Source organism: Propionispora hippei DSM 15287 (genome assembly GCF_900141835.1).
Classification (GTDB): domain Bacteria; phylum Bacillota; class Negativicutes; order Propionisporales; family Propionisporaceae; genus Propionispora; species Propionispora hippei.
On sequence record NZ_FQZD01000019.1, the window covers coordinates 31,817 to 49,137 of the forward strand.

Below are 17,321 nucleotides of genomic sequence, written 5' to 3' on the forward strand. Positions count from 1 at the left end.
TAGCGTAAAGATCACCGTCAGTGGAGGGTTGGATAATTTGAAGATACGCCCTGGATCGCTAAATAATATAAAAAGGCAGAATATCCAGAAAATACATAATTAATTCTAACATTCAACAATATCCCAAGAAATCCTGCTTTATCCTATAAATTGGTAAAAAAATCCGCACTTTTTTTATTGGTAACCGACAAAGAGTATCATGCCATTAGTGATTGTAAATTTGTAAATTATTAACTAAATACCCGTTAGGTTCATGGTATAATATTTGTAAAATATTGCCGGGTAATATTACCGTCTTTTTGTGCTGGCGTGACGGTCCGGCTGTTGGCTAAAAGTACATATGGACAGTATGAATGAAGATGAGGTATCGGTATGAACAATCCGAAAGTCCGGCAGTCTGAGAATAATCAGTTTGCGCTAAGACAGGTGTTAGTGCGCGGTTGGCGGCGGCTGTCGCTGAGGCAGGTTTTTTTTCTGCCCTTTGCGGTACAGTTTGTTATCGCCACGGCTATTATCAGTTTTGTACTGCTTCATGGCGGGCAGCTATCGGTCAATTTTGTGGTTGACGAATTGCGCCGCCAAACCCTGGAGCGGGTGCACGAGCAGTTGGACAGCCGTCTGCGGGAACCGATGAGTCTTAACCGCCTTCAGGCTGAGGCCTGGCATAACGGACAATTGGACTTACAGCAGCCGTCCGTCCGGAACCGGTATTTCGTTAGCCTGCTCCGGTCCTTCCCGGAAGTGAATATGACCTTTGTCGGCTTGCCGGACGGTTCGTTTTATGGCGCCCGGCGCATCGATGACGGCCAGATTCAGGCGGTCAGCAACGACCGGATGACCGGTGGCAGCTCCTGGTTCTACTCGGTTAGCGGGCAGGGCGATGCCGTGGAGTGGAAAGAACAGTATGTGCAGCTGGACGCCCGGACCCGTCCCTGGTTTGAAGCGGCAGCCGGGGCCGGACATCCTGTTTTCAGCGGAATCTATCGGGGGGTACTTTCGCGTGAACCAATCATTGCCGCCGTATATCCACTCTACGATCAAGCCGGGACACTGCAGGCGGTTTTCGCCGCCAATTATACTTTGTCCTGGTTGGAAGTGCTGCTGGACAAACTGGCAATCGGTCCGGCCGGGCAGGTATTCGTGACGGATGAAGACGGGCGGCTGGTTGCCGCTTCGGTTATGGCGGAGACCTTTTTTGTGCAGCATGGCAAGATCGAACGGATTCAGGCGATCAATGCGGATAATCTGGTACTGCGGACGGCGGCCCGTACCTTGGCTGCCCGCAGGGAGGCGGCGGCGGTTGAGTTTGATCTGGAGGGCCGTCATTATCTGGTGAATATGGCACCCTTTCAGGAATACGGATTAAACTGGAAAACCTATGTGGTGCTGGACAGCGGCGTTTTTCTCGCAGGCATCAACCAGGCGCTGGGGTACACGGTGCTGATTATTTTTCTGGCGATGCTGATTTTTCTGGCGCTGTCGGCCTGGACCTCGCGCTGGATTACCCGGCCAATTCTGCGGCTGAATGATGCCTCCCGGGAATTGGCAGCCGGCCGCTATCAACCGGTGCCCGACGATGACCGTCAGGATGAATTGGGCCAGCTCAGCCGGTCCTTTAACCGGACCGCCCGGCAACTGACCGAGCTGGTCGGCCAGCTCGAGGCCCGGGTGGCGGAGCGGACCCGTGATCTGGAACTGCGGACCGAGACCGAGCAGGTTATGCGACAGCGGCTGTTCGCCGAGCTGAGCAAGGCCGGCAAGGTGCAAAGAGGCCTGCTGCCGGAGCCTGTTGAAGAGAAGCGTCTGTCGATACAGCCCATATATGAACCCTGCATGCTGGTGAGCGGCGACTCTTATGACTATCAGTGGTGCGGTGAAGGAGTGCTGCGGGGTTATCTGATTGATGTAATGGGACATGGGGCGGCTACCGCGCTGCAGACAGCGGCTATTCAGGTTATGATCCGGGAAATCACGGCTGCCGGCATGTCGCTGGAAGAGGGAATTCGCACGCTAAACCAGCGGGTGGGACGTTATCTCGACGAGGATCTTTTGGTGGCGGCCTTCTTCTTCGAGCTGGATTTTACGGCGTGGGAGCTGCGGTATGCCGCGGCCGGCATTACTGAATTCTATTTGGCGGCTGCCTCCGGTCAGGGCCGCATCATTACGGAAGGCATGTTTCTCGGCATTAGCGAGCAGCCCGATTTTGAAGTAAAAAGCCGGCCGGTACAGCCGGGCGACCGGTTCTGTTTTTACACCGACGGCATAGCCGAAGTGCTGACGGAAAATTTTCTGTTGCCAAAAGGGGAACCTTTCGAGGTCTTTTGCGGCCATTTCCGGGAGCTGGCCGAAGCCGGTGTTCAGCGGGATGATGTGACGGCCGTATGCCTGGAAGTAAAAGGATGAACGGGAATAATAAAGGATTTGCCGACGTTACCGGCGAAATATAAAATGAATATTTGTTTTCGCAAAAGGAGACCTATGTGAAATCATTGGTGGTAAAAGTAACGGTATGGCTCTGCCTGCTGACCGGCTTCCTGTTGCCTGTTGCCTGGGGCCAGGACAATAAACCGGAAAAATGGGAAAAGAAACAATTGATTGTATATAACGGTGCCGTTCCGGCGAGGGAGACGGTGCTGAGCCGGGGACAGGAGCTATTGGTTCCGGTGCGGTTTGCGGCAAACTACATAGATCAACGGCTGTATTTTGACAGTGACGAAAGGAAGATGTACCTTTATCTGCCCCATCCGGAGTTCAGCCTGGAAACACCGGCACTGGATGGCCGGCTGTTTGAGGGTCTTACCTTGAATTTTCCGACCCGGCGCCTTGACGGGATTGACTATCTGAATTTGCAAGGGCTGCAAACCCTGCTGGGGATTCGTGTGGAAACGCAGGATGACGGGACGCTTGCTCTAACGCCGGAGCTGCGGAAAAAGCGCCGTTTGGCGGAAAAACGCCTTGCCTGGCAGCCGGCCGGGAAGCTTAATCTGGTATGGGATGCGCTTGGCACGACAGTTCCGGCCGACGGGAAAGGGAAAAAAATAGCGGGTCTGGATATTGTGTCCCCAACCTGGTTTTCCATTAGCAGTGAAGGCGGACTGGTAAGCAGCAAGGCCGACGCGGCTTATGTGGAAGAGGCGCACCGGAAGGGCTATAAGGTGTGGGCGCTGATTAATAACAGCTTTGACAAGGATCTGACCAGGCAGATTTTGCAGAGTGAGGCTGCCCAGGAGCGGGTGATCAGGCAGATGCTGGTGTATAGCAGCCTTTATCGCCTGGATGGCATCAATCTGGATTTTGAAAATATATACCGCGAGGACAAGGATAAGCTGACCCGGTTTGTCAGCCGTATCGCTGCCGTGCTTCGGGAGCAGGGAGTGGTGGTATCGCTGGACATGACCGTACCGCAGGGATCGGATACCTGGTCCCAGTGCTATGACCGGAAGGGTCTGGCCGCTGTCGTCGACTATGTGATGGTCATGACCTATGACGAAACCTGGCGTTCCAGTCCCCGGAGCGGTTCGGTGGCTTCATTGAACTGGGTGGAACGGGGGCTTCAGGCCACGCTGGCCGAAGTACCGGCGGAAAAACTGCTTTTAGGGTTGCCTTTTTATATGCGTGAGTGGGAGGAACCGGCCGACGGCCAAGGGCCTGCCAAGGCAACAACTCTGTCGATGGCGGACGCCGAACGCAAGATTAGGGAAAAGAACCTGACCCTTCAGTGGCTGGAAGATAAGGGGCAGTATTATACCGAGTATTACGAACAGGATAAACGCTATCGAATTTGGCTGGAAGATGAGCGGTCAATTGCCGCCAAGGTCGCTTTGGTCGGCCCCTATCGCCTGGCCGGTGTTGCCTCCTGGCGCAAGGGCTTTGAGCGGGAACCCATCTGGCCTGTCATTCAGGCAGGGCTGCAGCCGGCGACCCACGAAGCAGTCAAGGCCAAGTGAACCAACCAAGCGGCTTACCAGCCTGCGCCGTCAGTTTGGTAAGCCGCTTTTCTTATCAGTGGCAAAAGCTTCGGAAACGGGGGAGGGTCATATGAACAACAAGTATCCGGTTTTTCTGCTCTGTGTATTGTTTTTTGCCACCTGTGTGGTGGGAACGATGTTTTGGGTATACCGCCAGACGGGGCCGGGGAATCGGGCGGCGGAAACAGCGGCTCAGCCGCTGAAAAAAGAGGTGACGACAGCGCCGGAACCGCTACCTGCGGCGATTAAACTGGCGCCGGCGGCGCTGCCGGTTACCGGCGTGGCCGCGGCAGAGCCGGCCGTTGCCCTGACTTTTGACAGTAACCTGGGTAATTCCGGGGTGCCGTTGGTACTCGATCTGTTGGAAAAGCACGGCGTCCACGCCACCTTCTTCATTTCTGGACCGTGGGCAGAGGCCTATCCGGAAGAGACGATGCGACTGGTGTCCGGCGGGCATGAACTCGGGAATCATGGCTATGCCTATCAACCGGAACGAAGTGGCACGGTGGAAGGCATGAAACAGGATTTGGCCCAAAGTGCGGCAGCAATTCAAAAGGTTGCCGGTGTGACAGTTCGGCTGTACCGGCCGGCCGGCGGACAGTTTACCCCAGCCGGCTTGCAGGCGGCGGCTGAACTGGGTTATCGGTCACTGGCCTGGGAAATCGACGCCATTGATCATGGCGGTCAGCAGGGGGAGGCCATTGTCGGCCGGGTACTCCAGCAGCTTAAACCGGGCGCGGTGATTCGGATGCGGGTGGACGACGCCCAGTCCGCCGACGCGCTGGACAAGCTGCTGCCCCGTATCCTCTGGCAGGGCTACCGGATTATGCCTGCCGGCGAATTATTACAGCGCTATGGCGCGCAGGGGATGCGCTATGGCAAGGAGATGTAGAACAGGAGACAGGAAATGAGACTTTCTGAACAAGCCGTATATGGGCTGATGGTTTGTACCGCTCTTTTTTGGTCGGGCGCTTTTATTACCGGCAAAATGGCGGTGCAGCAATTTCCGGCCTTTGCGTTGACTTTTTTTCGTTTTTTATTTGCCTTACCCTTTATTTTTGCCATTTTATATGTAAAGCAGCGCCAGGACTGGCTGCCCAGCCGGCGGCAATGGAGACCGCTGCTGGTGCTGGGCACGGTGGGAACTTTTTTGTATCACGGACTGTTTTTTTCCAGCCTTCATTATACGACGGCGATCAACTCGTCGCTGATCGGTGCGACCAATCCGATGGTAACAGCCCTGCTGGCGGCCGCCTTTTTTCACGACAGGCTCGGCTGGCGCCGGACGGCGGGGATTCTTCTATCCTTCGGCGGCGTGTTTTTGACTATTACCCGTGGCGACTGGCAGGTGGCTGCCACTTTACAGTTTAATACCGGCGATATGTTTATGTTTGCCGCAGTCTGGAGCTGGGCCGTTTATTCGGTGCTCAGCCGCGGCTACATGAAGCAGTACGGGCTTACGCCGCTGATGGTGACGGCCTACACCTTTCTGGTGTGCACGCTGGTGTCGGTGCCGTTCGTTCTTTGGGAAAGGCCGGTGGCTTATTTGCCTTTTACCACTTGGGGCGGCTGGCTGGCGATCTTATACATGGCCGTGTTTGCTTCGGTGCTGGGGTATTTATTCCAGCTTATCGCCATACAAAAAATTGGTGCGCCGAAAACGGCCATTTTTATCAATCTTGTGCCGGTGTTTACCATGCTGCAGGCCCAATTGATTCTGGGTGAGGCGGTTACCTGGCTGCAGCTTGTCAGCGCCGGTGTCATTATCGGCGGCGTGTATCTGACGACCAGTACCGTGCCGATCATAAAGCAGAGCTCGACTTAATAAGGTATCAGGCCGCAGGATGGACAGGCCGGCGGGACATTCTCGCCGGCCTGTTGTTTTAGTGGCCGGCGATGAGAGAAAAGACAAGGAGCGAGGAACGATGCGGTTTTTACATACGGCAGACTGGCATTTGGGGCGTATTTTCCACGGGGTGCAGCTTGTGGAGGATCAGGCCTATGTGCTGCAGCAGTTTTTACAATTGGTCAAAGAGGTAAAGCCCGATGCAATCCTGCTGGCCGGCGACATATACGACCGGGCGGTGCCGCCCACCGAGGCAGTGCGGCTGCTGGATGATACGTTGGCCGAGCTGCTGCTGGGGCTAAAGATACCGGTCATTATGATTGCCGGCAATCACGACAGCCCGGAACGGCTGGGCTTTGGCAACCGGCTGCTGGCGCAGCAGGGACTGCATGTGGTAGGCAGTTTGCCGGAAAATCTGTCACCGGTCATCCTGGCCGATGAGCATGGGCCGGTGTATATTGCGCCGCTGCCCTACGCCGAACCGGCAATGGTTCGCTCGGTGTGGCAAGGCGATGCGGCTTCCCATGAGGCGGCCCTGCAAACGATGATCAGTCATGTCCTGGCAACCGTGCCGGCCAGGGCGCGCAAGGTGGCCGTTGCCCATGCCTTTGTGGCCGGCGGTCTGGAAAGTGAGTCCGAACGGCCGTTGTCGGTCGGCGGCAGCGGTGCTGTAAGCGCCGCCTTGTTCGACGCGTTCCACTATACCGCGCTGGGACATTTGCATAATTCCCAGCCGGCCGGCGGCGACCGTGTTTTATATTCCGGTTCGTTGCTGAAGTATTCCTTTGGCGAGGCCAGCCAGCAAAAGGGCATCAATCTGGTAGAACTGAATGCCGCCGGCGCCGTAAAAGTTGAGCGGCTGTCCTTGCGGCCCCGCCGGGATGTGCGCTGCTTGCAGGGAACTTTTGCCCAGCTCTTGGCGGCCGCGCCCGACAGTGCGGAACGGGAGGATTATCTGATGGTTACCCTGACTGACGGGCAGCCGGTATTGGACGCCCGCAGTCGGCTCAATGCGGTCTATCCAAACCTGCTGGACTTTGATTATAGTCGATTAAACCGCAGCGGCGAGTTGAAGGGTCCGGCTGCGGACCATCGCCGTCTGAACGAAGGTGATTTATTCGCGGCCTTTTTTGAACAGATGACGGGGGACGGGCTGGCGGCAGAGCAGGAACACAGCTTCCGGACGGTGCTGGATGAACTGTACCGGGAATTGCGGGAGGTGAAGTCATGAGACCGTTGGCGTTGATCATGCAGGCCTTTGGACCCTATGCCGATAGCCAGACGATTGATTTTGCCGATCTAAAGGGGCGGTCGTTTTTCCTAATTCACGGGCCTACCGGCGCCGGTAAAACAACCATCCTTGACGGCATTTGCTTTGCCTTGTACGGGACGGCCAGCGGCAGCCAGCGGGAGGGGAAATCACTGCGCAGCGATTACGCGCTGCCCGAATCGGTTACCGAAGTGAGCTTTTCCTTTGCGCTAGGGGAAAACCGCTACCGCATCCGGCGCCATCCCGAACAACTGCGGCCTAAAAAACGGGGTGACGGCACTACCCGCATGGATGCCGGTGCCGAGCTATGGCAGGAAAACGCCGAACCGGAGCGCCTGCTGGCGGCCGGCTGGAGTGATGTTACCCAGAAGGTGGAGGCTTTGCTGGGGTTTAAAAGCAGTCAATTTCGTCAGGTGGTGCTGCTGCCGCAGGGAGAGTTCCGCAAATTACTGACAGCTAATTCCGCCGAACGGCAGGAGATTTTGCAGACCCTGTTTAAAACCGATTTGTACCGGGCTATTGAAGAAAAGCTGAAACAAAAGGCCCAGGAGATAAAAAAGCAGTTTGACCGGCAGGATGCCGAATGGCGCTGGATTTTACAGGAAGCCGGCCTGAACGACCGGGAGGCACTGACTGACCGGCTGGCGGCGCACCGGGAGGAACTGGCGGTCATAAACGCGGATGGTGAGGCAGCGGCCGGGTTGGTCCGGCAGACTCAGGAACGGCTCACAGCGGCACAGCTTGTAGCCCAGAAGTTTGCCGAGCAAGAAGCAGCCGACCGAAAAAAAGTCGAGCTGGCGGCCAAGGTGCCTGTGGTGGAGGAAAAGCGGCAAGAACTGGCCCAGGCACAGAAGGCGGCCGAACTGTTGGACGCGGAAGCCGCTCTGCGTCAGGGCAGCGAGGACTGCTTGGCCTTGCAGACGGCACAAAAGCAGCAGGAACAGGCACTTACGGCGGTGCGCCAGGAATATCGCCGGGCTGAGCTGGCGCTGGCAGCCGAAGAAGGCCGGGAGCAGGAGCGCAGCCAGGCGGCGCAGCAGGTACTGCTGCTGCAGCAGATGGAAGAGAAACTGAACAGGCTGAACGAAGCGCGGCAGCTTGTTGCGCAGCGCCAGCAGGCAGAACAAAAAGCAACTGCCTGGCGGGAAGCATGCCAAAGCCAAGCGACCGCTTTGACCGGGCTTGTGGAAGCGCAGCAGGCTGTTTGTCAGGAAAAAGCTGCTCTGGCAGCGCAGACTGCCGGACTGGAAGCTGCCCTGCGGGAAGTGAGATACCTGTTGGACAGACGGCTGGCCTGGGATGAAATCCGGCTTGCCGCCGCACAGGCTGAAAAGCGGCAGGTCGCGGCGGATCATGGTGCCGTCCGGCTGGCCGAGTCTTACGAAGCAGCCAAAAGCCTGCTGGCCGAGTTGCAGGAGGACTGGATGAACGGACAGGCTGCTTTGCTGGCGGCTAAGCTGGAGCAGAGTTCTCCCTGTCCCGTTTGCGGTTCGTGCCGGCATCCCCGGCCGGCTGTGGCGGCGCAGACGATACCGGATGAAACTGTTGTAAAGCGTCAGCAAATGACGGCAAACGCCCTGGAAAAGGAGCTAACCGCCGCCCGGGAAGCGCTGGCGGCCTGCCAGGCTGAGTACCGGTCGCTGGCGGAGCGGCAGCAGGAGGCGGGAACGCAGTTAGGACACCTGGTGGAAGCCGATCCGGACGAGCTTAAGGTCCGGCAGCGGGACCTGCAGCGGCAGTATGAAGAGACGCTGGCAGCTGGCCGCCGGCTGCCGGTAGAGCGGCAGGAACTGGAGCAGCGGGAAACAGCACGAGGTAAAGCGGCAGAGGCGCTGGAAGCGGCGGAAGCAGCCTGGCGTCAGGCCGGACAGGCGCTGCAGGCGGCCGGGGCTATCCTGCAGGAACGGGAAGCGGCGGTGCCGGCGGCTTACCGGCCCGATGGGGCGCTGCAGACAGCCCGGCTCACAGCGGAAAGGGCAGCCAGGGCGTTGGCGGAGCGCCTGCAGCAGGCGCAGCAGGATAAGGCGCGGCTGGCAGCGGCGCTGGCCAAGGCGGAAACCTCGCTGGCCTATGTGCAGGACAGTCTGAGACAGGCGGAAACCCGGCTGGCAACCGGCCAGGCGGCGTTTGACGAGCGGCTGCGCCAGGCCGGGTTTACCTCCTTCGAGGCATACCGGCAGGCTAAGAAGTCGCCCGACTATCTGATGAAATTGCAGCAAAGGCTGGAAGCCTTTGATAAGGAATATCTCGTTGCCTGTGAACGGGCTGAACAGACGGCAGCCGTTATAGCCGGGCTGACCGCTCCCGACCTGGAGGTTTTAGCTGGCGAAGCGGCGGCGGCGCAGGCTGTCCAGCAGGATTTGCTGGCAAAAAGAACGACTGTTGCCCTGCAGACCGAGCGGGAAGAACGGTGGCTGCAGGAACTGACAAAACGGGAGACGGACATGGCCGAACTAAATGCAAGCTATGGACTAATCGGCCGGCTGGCGGAAGTGGCCAACGGCAATAACGATTATAAGCTGACCTTCCAGCGGTTCGTGTTGGGGGCGCTGCTGGATGATGTGGCCGAAGCCGCCAACGAACGGCTGAAAATGATGAGCCGGGGACGGTATCTTTTGCAGCGGACGATGGAACGGGCCCGGAAAAACGCCGCCGGCGGCCTGGAGCTGGAGGTATTTGACAACCATACCGGCCATGCCCGGCCGGTCGGCACCCTGTCAGGCGGTGAGACTTTTTTAGCCTCGCTGTCGCTGGCTCTGGGGCTGGCCGATGTGGTCCAGTCTTACGCCGGCGGCGTCCGGCTGGATACTATTCTAGTCGATGAGGGCTTTGGGACACTGGACCCGGAAACGCTGGATTTTGCTATTAAAGCCTTGTTGGATTTGCAGCAGGGCGGCCGGCTGGTCGGCATTATCTCTCATGTTCCCGAATTGAAGGAGCGGATTGACGCCAGGCTGGAAATCAGCCGCGCTGCCAGGGGAAGCCGGGCAGAGTTTAACATAGGATAGGACAGGTGAAGGAGGAGCCATGTATGGGTATGACAATTGTGCTGGGCGGTGCCGGCACGGGGAAAAGCCGCTGGTGCCGGGAAGCCATTCGCCAGCGATTGCGGCAGTCGGCTGAGGGACAGCCGTTGCTGCTCTTGTTGCCGGAACATGCCACCTTCCAGGCCGAGTGGGAACTGGCCAAAACCCCCGGTCTATTCGGTTTTGCCAGAGCTCATGTCCTGGGTTTCCGCCGGTTTGCCCATCGGGTACTCCTGGAGACCGGCGGTGCGGTGCGGCCGCATATTACCGAGTTGGGCAAGAAACTGGTGCTGAGCAGGCTGCTGCGGGAGCACCGGGATGAACTGACTGTTTTCCGGCAGGCCGCCGGTCAGCGGTCTTTTGCCGAAACGCTGGCCGGCATGATCAAAGAATTCAAGGCCTATGCCGTCGAGCCGGAGGCGCTCTTGGCGGCGCAGCAGGGGTTGCAGCCGTCGTCTCTGACGGATAAACTGCGGGACTTATATTTGCTTTATCATGATTTTGAAGTATTTATGCAATCAAAATATACCGATCCGGAGGATTTTCTCCAGCTTCTGGCGGACAATCTGGAGCGGTCTTCGCTGGCTCAGGGAGCCGAGGCTTGGCTTGACGGGTTTTCCTGGTTTAATCCCCGGGAAATGGCCGTGCTGACCCGGCTGTGCCGTACGGCTGCCGCGGTGACGGTGACACTTTGTCTGCCTGAACCTGGTGCCGCAGCTCATCAAGAAGAGACAGGCATCTTTCACCGCCAGTGGAACACGTTGAATAAGCTGCGGCTGCTGGCCGCTGAATGCGGGATTCCCATCCGGGAAGTGGTGCTGCCGCCGGGACGGCGCTTTGCGGCGCAGCCGGAGCTGGCTCATCTGGAGCAGCACCTATTTCGCTTTCCGGCGCCGGTCTGGCAGCAGGCGGCACCGGTTTTGTTGCTGGCGGAAGCGGCCAACCGCCGGGTGGAGGTGGAAGGCATGGCCCGGGATATGATCGCCCGGTGCCGCGAGGACGGTTACCGCTGGCGGGAGATGGCCGTGCTGCTGCGGGATATGGAAAGTTACTCCGAACTGGTGGAAACGGTGCTGACCGATTATCAGATTCCTTTTTTCAGCGACCGGCATCGCCAGGCGGTGCATCATCCGCTGGCCGAGCTTATCCGTTCGGCTTTGGAGACGGTCACCGGACGCTGGAACTACGAGGCGGTATTCCGCTGCCTGAAAACCGATTTCTTTCCGCTGCCCCGCGAGGCGATTGACCAGTTGGAAAACTACGTGCTGGAATTTGGCATCGGCGGTTCTCTGTGGACCAAGCCGGAGCCATGGCGTTTTGTCCGGCGCTTCTCACTGGGCGAGGAGGCTGAGCTGAACGACAGCCAGCTTGATTACCTGGACGCTATCCATGCCAGCCGGCTGGCGGTGTCAGCGCCGCTGCTGGCGTTGTCCGACCGGTTAAAGCAGGCCGGACAGGTGCGTGAACTGGCGGCGGCAGTATACTATTTTCTGGAGGAGCTGCAGGTTCCCGAGCAAGTGGAAAATTGGGCTGTCAGAGACGAACAGGCCGGCGAACTTGACAGTGCCCGGGAACACCGTCAGATTTGGGCGGCTGTAGTGGAACTCCTGGAGCAGGTGGTGGAAACCTGCGGTGACTTGACGATGACGGCGGAAGACTTTCTGGCGCTGCTGCAGGACGGCTTGGACAGTCTGCGCCTGCAGCTTATTCCGCCGGGGCTCGATCATGTGACCATTGCCGATCTGGAACAGAATACGGTGGACAATGTCCGGGCGGTCTATCTACTTGGTGTCAATGACGGCGTTTTACCGCGCCGGGGTCGTGGCGAAGGGCTCTTAAGCGACCAGGACAGGGCGCTGATGGCGTCCTCCGGGGTTGAACTGGCACCGGGGGCGGCGGCCGATAATTTTGCCGAACGCTATACCGTTTATACCGCGCTGACCCGGAGCCGGCAGCGTTTGTGGGTGAGCTATCCGCTGGCTGACGAAGAGGGCAAGGGGCTGACGCCGTCGCTCTTAATCAAGCGTCTGCGTCAGCTGTTTCCCCGCTTGCCGCTGACGACGCTGCCGGCTGAGCCGCCGGAGGGGCGGGCCAGCGAGTATATCGCCCAGCCACAGCGCAGCGTGGCAGCCCTGGTTGCCGCCATTCGCCGCTTCAAAACCGGTGAGGTCATTCAGCCGGTGTACTGGGATGTCTACAACTGGGCGCTGGGCCGGCCTGAACTGCGTTCTTATCTGGAGCTGGCGGTGGCCGGGCTGTTTCATAACAATCAGGCGCTGCCGCTCAGCCGGGAACTGGCCGGGCAACTGTATCCCCATAACAAGAAGCTGCGGGGCAGCGTGACCCGACTGGAAAGCTTCCGGGCCTGTCCGTTCCGCCATTTCGCCCGGTATGGGCTTACCCTTAAGGAACGGGCCGTTTTTCGCCTGCAGCCGCTCGACCTGGGTCAGTTTTTGCATGCGGCGTTAAAGTCCTTTGGCGAGCAGGCGGTACAAAGCGGCCGTGGCTGGGGTGAGATCGGTGATGATGAATGCCGGACCATCTGTGGCCGGATTGTGGGGGAACTGATTCCTAAGCTGCAAAATGAGATTTTGTTAAGCACCGGCCAATACCGCCATATTACCCGTCGACTGGAAGGTACGGTCAAGCGGGCCGTGCAGCGGCTGGTGGAATTCGACCGGGCCAGCGGTTTTAAGCCGGTGGCGCTGGAGCAGTCTTTCGGCCAGGGCCAGGCCGACCTGCCGGCACTGGTTTATTCTCTGTCCGGCGGATTGGAGCTGGAGCTGGTCGGGCAGATTGACCGCCTGGACTGCGCGCTTCACAACAACAGTTATTATATTCTGGTCATTGACTATAAATCGGGCGGCGCCTGGCTGACCCTGCCCGAGGTGTATTACGGCCTGAAGCTGCAGCTTTTGACCTATCTATTAGCGGCGCGGGGCGCCGGACAGCTTTTGTTTGCCGGTAAGGACTGCCGGCCGGCCGGAGTATTGTATTACTTCCTGAAAAATCCCAGCCTGGCGGGTCAGACGGCGCTGTCGCCCGAGCAGATTCAAAAGGCGCTTAATCAGCAGCTTAAAATGCCGGGCTGGGTAGTCGACGACCCGGAGATCATCCGGCTGCTGGACCGGCAGATGGACAGCCGGTCGGACTTTTTAAAGCTGGCGCTGAAAAAAGACGGCACTGTTTACAGCAACTGTCTGGCCTATGTACGGAGCGAGGACGAATTCGCCCTGCTGTTGCAGCATATGGAGCAGGTGCTGATCCGTACCGGTGAGGCGATTATGGACGGACAGGTCGGCATTGAACCGTATCAGCTTCAGCAGCAGTCGCCCTGCGGTTATTGCCGCTACCGTCCGGTTTGCCAGTTTGATGAAAGCCTGCCGGAAAACCAGTACCGGAAGCTGCCGGCAGTGACCGACGAAATCATTTGGCGCGATTTAGGCGGAGAGGGGGAGCCATCATGAGCTGGTCAAAAGAACAGTTGGCGGCCATCAACACCAGAGACAAACAGATTCTGGTAGCCGCGGCGGCCGGATCGGGCAAGACCTCGGTCCTGGTTGAACGGATTATCAGCCGTGTTCTGGACGAGGCGGCGCCTTTGGATTTGGACCGTCTGCTGGTTGTAACCTTTACCAATGCGGCGGCGGCCGAAATGCGCGGTCGCATCGGCGCGGCGCTAACCAAGGCCCTGGCCGAACGGCCTCAGTCAAGTCACTTGCAGCGGCAGTTGGTGCTCTTGAATGCCGCCACCATTTCCACCATCCATGCTTTTTGCCAGAGCATTGTCCGGCAGAACTTCCATCTGCTGGAGCTGGACCCCAAGTTCCGGGTGGCCGGTGAGGCCGAGGTCCGGCTGCTTAAAGCCGATGTACTGGAAGCGGTGTTTGAGCAGCGCTATAATGCCGATGATCCTGAGTTCTTTCAATTTGTGGAGCATTACGGCGACAGCCATGACGACAGCGGGCTATATCAATTGGTGCTGACTTTGTATGAGTTTTCCCGCAGCCATCCCTGGCCGGAGTACTGGCTGCGTTCTTTGGAGCAGGCTTTTTGTCTTCCCGATGCTGCCGGGCTGGAGAATACGCCCTGGCCGGCGATTTTGCGGGAAAAGTTCACCCTGGAGCTGGAGCAGGCCCGGCAAGCTTTGGCAATGCTCAGCCGGGAAGCCGAACAGCCGGGCCAGCCGGACGCCTATGCGGACACCTTCGAGGCCGATCAAAAGCTGTTGGATGATATCATCCGGGCGGCGAAGCAATCCTGGCCGGCCCTGCGCGAGTGCCTGACAGCCGGTGAATTTGACAAATTGCCGTCGGTCAAGGGGCTGGACAAAGCGGTCCGGGATTACTATCAAAAGGGCCGGCAAAAGGTGAAAGACGCGGTGCAGCAAATTCAGGGGCTTTACTTTTCCCGGCCGGACGAAGAATTTATGGCCGACCTGCGCTGTGTGGCGCCGCTGGTGACGGCCTTGACCGGACTGGTGACGCAGTTTGGCGAAGCCTACAGCCAGGCTAAACGGCAGCGGGCACTTGTGGACTTTAACGATCTGGAGCATCTATGCCTGCAGGTGCTGCTGGCTGACGGCGCCGCGCCCGGTAAGGTGCTGCCGTCGCCAGCGGCTAAGGCGCTGCGGGAAAAGTTTGCCGAAATCATGGTGGATGAGTACCAGGATACCAATGGTGTACAGGAAACCATCCTGCGGCTGCTGGTGCGGGACGAGGGGGCCGGTCTCTTTTTGGTCGGCGATGTCAAGCAGAGTATTTACCGGTTCCGGCTGGCTGAGCCGGGCTTGTTTCTGGAAAAATACCGGACCTATCCGACCCGGGGCGAAGGCTACTGCCGCATTGATTTGTCCCGTAATTTCCGCAGCCGGCCCGGTGTGCTGGCGGCGATTAACTTTTTGTTCTGTCAGATCATGGCTCCCCGGGTAGCTGAGCTGGAGTATGGCGAGGCCGAACGGCTCAATCCGGGTCCCGGCTATCCGCCGGCCGACGGTCAAGTGCTGGACGGTCCGGTGGAAGTCTGCCTGATTGACCGGGAGAGTCAGCCGTTGGCTGATGATGACCGCCGGCCGGAAGCGGGTGAGGCCGACTCGGCCGGAGAGGAGTCTGCCGGCCCGGACGAGGCCAGCGGTTTTGAACTGGAGTCCCGTCTGATTGCCCGGCAGATTACCTCGTACATGAAGGGCGGTTACCAGGTGTACGATAAGGAACTGCAGACCTACCGGCCACTGGCCTGGCGGGATATTGTCATCTTGCTCCGGTCGGTCAAGGGAAAGGCGGCCGTGCTGCAGGACACGCTGAAAAAAGCCGATATACCGGTATATGCCGAGGTAGAAGGCGGTTATTTCCGGGAAATAGAGGTGCAGGTATTGCTGTCCCTGCTGTCGGTTATTGATAATCCCCGCCAGGATATCCATCTGGCCGGTGTACTGCGCTCGCCGCTGGTCGGACTGGGTGCTGCCGAGCTGGCTAAGATACGTCTGGTCCGGCCGGGTGAATTGTGGGAAGCCGTAACTGCTTATGCCGAAACGGCCGGCGGCGACGACCCGGCTTTGCGGCAGAAACTGGCGGCCTTTTTAGAGCGTCTGGCGGGCTGGCGCAATCTGTCGCGGCGCAAGGGGGTGCCGGAACTAATCTGGCAGATCTACCGCGACACCGGCTATTATGACTATGTCGGCGGCATGCCGGGCGGTTTGCTGCGCCAGGCTAATTTACGGGCGTTGTATGATCGGGCCCGGCAGTATGAAACCACCAACTTCCGCGGCTTGTTCCGTTTCCTGCGGTTTATTGAGCGGATGCAGGATAAGGGGACCGATCTGGCAGTGGCCCGGGCGCTGGGCGAAGGCGAGGATGTCGTACGGATTATGAGCATTCACAAAAGCAAGGGTCTGGAATTTCCCCTGGTGTTTGTGGCCGACCTGGGCAAACAGATCAATCTGCAGGACAGCCGGGGCCTGCTGCTCTGCCACAAGACGTTAGGGATTGGGCCGTTTGTGACCAATCCCGAACTGCGTTACCGGTATCCAACGCTGGCCAGACACGCGATTGCCCACCAGCTCAATATGGAAACCAAGGCGGAGGAAATGCGCATTTTATATGTTGCTCTGACCCGCGCCAGGGAGAAACTCGTGCTGGTCGGTACGGTCAATAAGCTGGCCGAGCGCGCCAAGGCTTGGTGCCAGGCTGCCGGCAGTGCTGTACGGCAATTGCCGGACGGTCTGCTGGCCGGGGCCAAAACCTATCTGGACTGGCTCGGCCCGGCGCTGGTTCGCCATGCGGCGGGCGAGAAACTGCGGGACTTGGCCGGTTGGGAGGGAGTTCTGGCGGCCGATTGGTCGGATATTCCGTCCGACTGGCAGCTGGAGTTGTATCCGGCGGCGGCTTTGACTGATCCAACGGCCACGGATCCGGCCGCCTGGCCGTTTATGGAACAGGTCCGGCAGTTGGCCCCTGTGTCCGCCGGCGATGATCCGGCAACGGTGGCCCGCCGTTTGGAATGGCGCTATCCGCAGGCGACAGTGGTCGGTAAAGCGGCCAAGCTGTCGGTAACGGAGATTAAACGGCGCTTTGACTCACCCGAAGACGGCGGCGAAGGGCAGCAGCGGCTGCTGGGGCTGAAACCGGCCTTTGTCCGGCCCGGTTTCATTCAGACCGGGAAAAAACTGACGGCCGCCGAAGCGGGGACGCTGCTTCATCTGGTGATGCAGCATATCGATTACCGGGGCGATGTCAGCCCGGCCGGTATTGCCGCTCAGGTGGAAGCCATGGTGCATTGTCAGTTATTGCTGGCTGAGCAGGCGGCTGCCGTGCCGTCGGCCGCCATTGCCGGCTTCTTTAACGGCGAGCTGGGGCTGCGGCTGCGCCACGCCGACAGGGTCCGGCGCGAGCTGCCTTTTAGCATGGTGCTGCCGGCGGGCGAGTTTTATCCCGAACTGGCGGGGCAGGAGGAAGGCATCTTTGTCCAGGGTGTGGTGGATATGCTGTTTGACGAGCCGGACGGACTGGTGCTCGTCGATTATAAAACCGACCGGGGCAAGGACCGGGAGGCGCTGGCCGCTCAGTACAAAATTCAGTTGGAACTGTATGCCAGGGCAATGACCGGTATTTTGAAGCTGCCGGTCAAGGAAAAATATATTTATTCGTTCTATCTGGAAGATGTCATTCTGGTGGAATACTAATATAAAACAGCCGGCAGGCGCCCAAGGGCGC

At 58.7% G+C, this 17,321-nt stretch carries 8 protein-coding genes; all 8 read left to right on the top strand.

The features are described from left to right. Positions 1 to 372: 372 nt before the first annotated feature. The 8 genes from F3H20_RS11840 to addA all read left to right on the top strand — a co-directional run bounded on the left by F3H20_RS11840 (position 373) and on the right by addA (position 17,290). Entirely contained in the window at positions 373 to 2,403 is a 2,031-nt protein-coding gene (locus tag F3H20_RS11840) for a SpoIIE family protein phosphatase (RefSeq protein ID WP_149735129.1), read from the top strand. A 77-nt stretch (positions 2,404 to 2,480) separates the two neighbouring features. Continuing rightward, positions 2,481 to 3,947, top strand: coding sequence for a glycosyl hydrolase family 18 protein (locus F3H20_RS11845; protein ID WP_149735130.1), 1,467 nt, complete (start codon positions 2,481 to 2,483; stop codon positions 3,945 to 3,947). Positions 3,948 to 4,038: 91 nt separating this feature from the next. After that, entirely contained in the window at positions 4,039 to 4,860 is an 822-nt protein-coding gene (locus F3H20_RS11850; protein WP_188128307.1) for a polysaccharide deacetylase family protein, read from the top strand. Positions 4,861 to 4,875: 15 nt separating this feature from the next. Further along, positions 4,876 to 5,793 (top strand): DMT family transporter, encoded by a 918-nt coding sequence (locus F3H20_RS11855; RefSeq protein WP_223191743.1) that lies wholly within the window; start codon positions 4,876 to 4,878, stop codon positions 5,791 to 5,793. Between the two features lie 100 nt (positions 5,794 to 5,893). Continuing rightward, positions 5,894 to 7,045: an exonuclease SbcCD subunit D gene (locus F3H20_RS11860; RefSeq protein WP_149735132.1), complete on the top strand. Its 1,152-nt coding sequence runs from the start codon at positions 5,894 to 5,896 to the stop codon at positions 7,043 to 7,045. Further along, positions 7,042 to 10,092 carry an AAA family ATPase gene (locus F3H20_RS20280; protein WP_149735133.1) on the top strand — a complete coding sequence of 1,017 codons (3,051 nt, stop codon included), beginning with the start codon at positions 7,042 to 7,044 and terminating at the stop codon, positions 10,090 to 10,092. Before F3H20_RS11860 ends, F3H20_RS20280 begins: the two co-directional genes overlap by 4 nt. A 23-nt stretch (positions 10,093 to 10,115) precedes the next feature. Further along, positions 10,116 to 13,577: a helicase-exonuclease AddAB subunit AddB gene (gene addB / locus F3H20_RS11870; protein ID WP_149735134.1), complete on the top strand. Its 3,462-nt coding sequence runs from the start codon at positions 10,116 to 10,118 to the stop codon at positions 13,575 to 13,577. Further along, positions 13,574 to 17,290 (top strand): helicase-exonuclease AddAB subunit AddA, encoded by a 3,717-nt coding sequence (gene addA, locus F3H20_RS11875; protein WP_149735135.1) that lies wholly within the window; start codon positions 13,574 to 13,576, stop codon positions 17,288 to 17,290. Before addB ends, addA begins: the two co-directional genes overlap by 4 nt. Positions 17,291 to 17,321: the final 31 nt, after the last annotated feature.

Excerpts from the sequence above, each read along its gene's own strand:
- F3H20_RS11840 (WP_149735129.1), top strand. The coding sequence starts at position 373 with ATGAACAATCCGAAAGTCCGGCAGTCTGAGAATAATCAGTTTGCGCTA.
- F3H20_RS11855 (WP_223191743.1), top strand. The coding sequence starts at position 4,876 with ATGAGACTTTCTGAACAAGCCGTATATGGGCTGATGGTTTGTACCGCT.
- F3H20_RS20280 (WP_149735133.1), top strand. The coding sequence starts at position 7,042 with ATGAGACCGTTGGCGTTGATCATGCAGGCCTTTGGACCCTATGCCGAT.
- F3H20_RS11850 (WP_188128307.1), top strand. The coding sequence starts at position 4,039 with ATGAACAACAAGTATCCGGTTTTTCTGCTCTGTGTATTGTTTTTTGCC.
- addA (WP_149735135.1), top strand. The coding sequence starts at position 13,574 with ATGAGCTGGTCAAAAGAACAGTTGGCGGCCATCAACACCAGAGACAAA.
- addB (WP_149735134.1), top strand. The coding sequence starts at position 10,116 with ATGGGTATGACAATTGTGCTGGGCGGTGCCGGCACGGGGAAAAGCCGC.
- F3H20_RS11860 (WP_149735132.1), top strand. The coding sequence starts at position 5,894 with ATGCGGTTTTTACATACGGCAGACTGGCATTTGGGGCGTATTTTCCAC.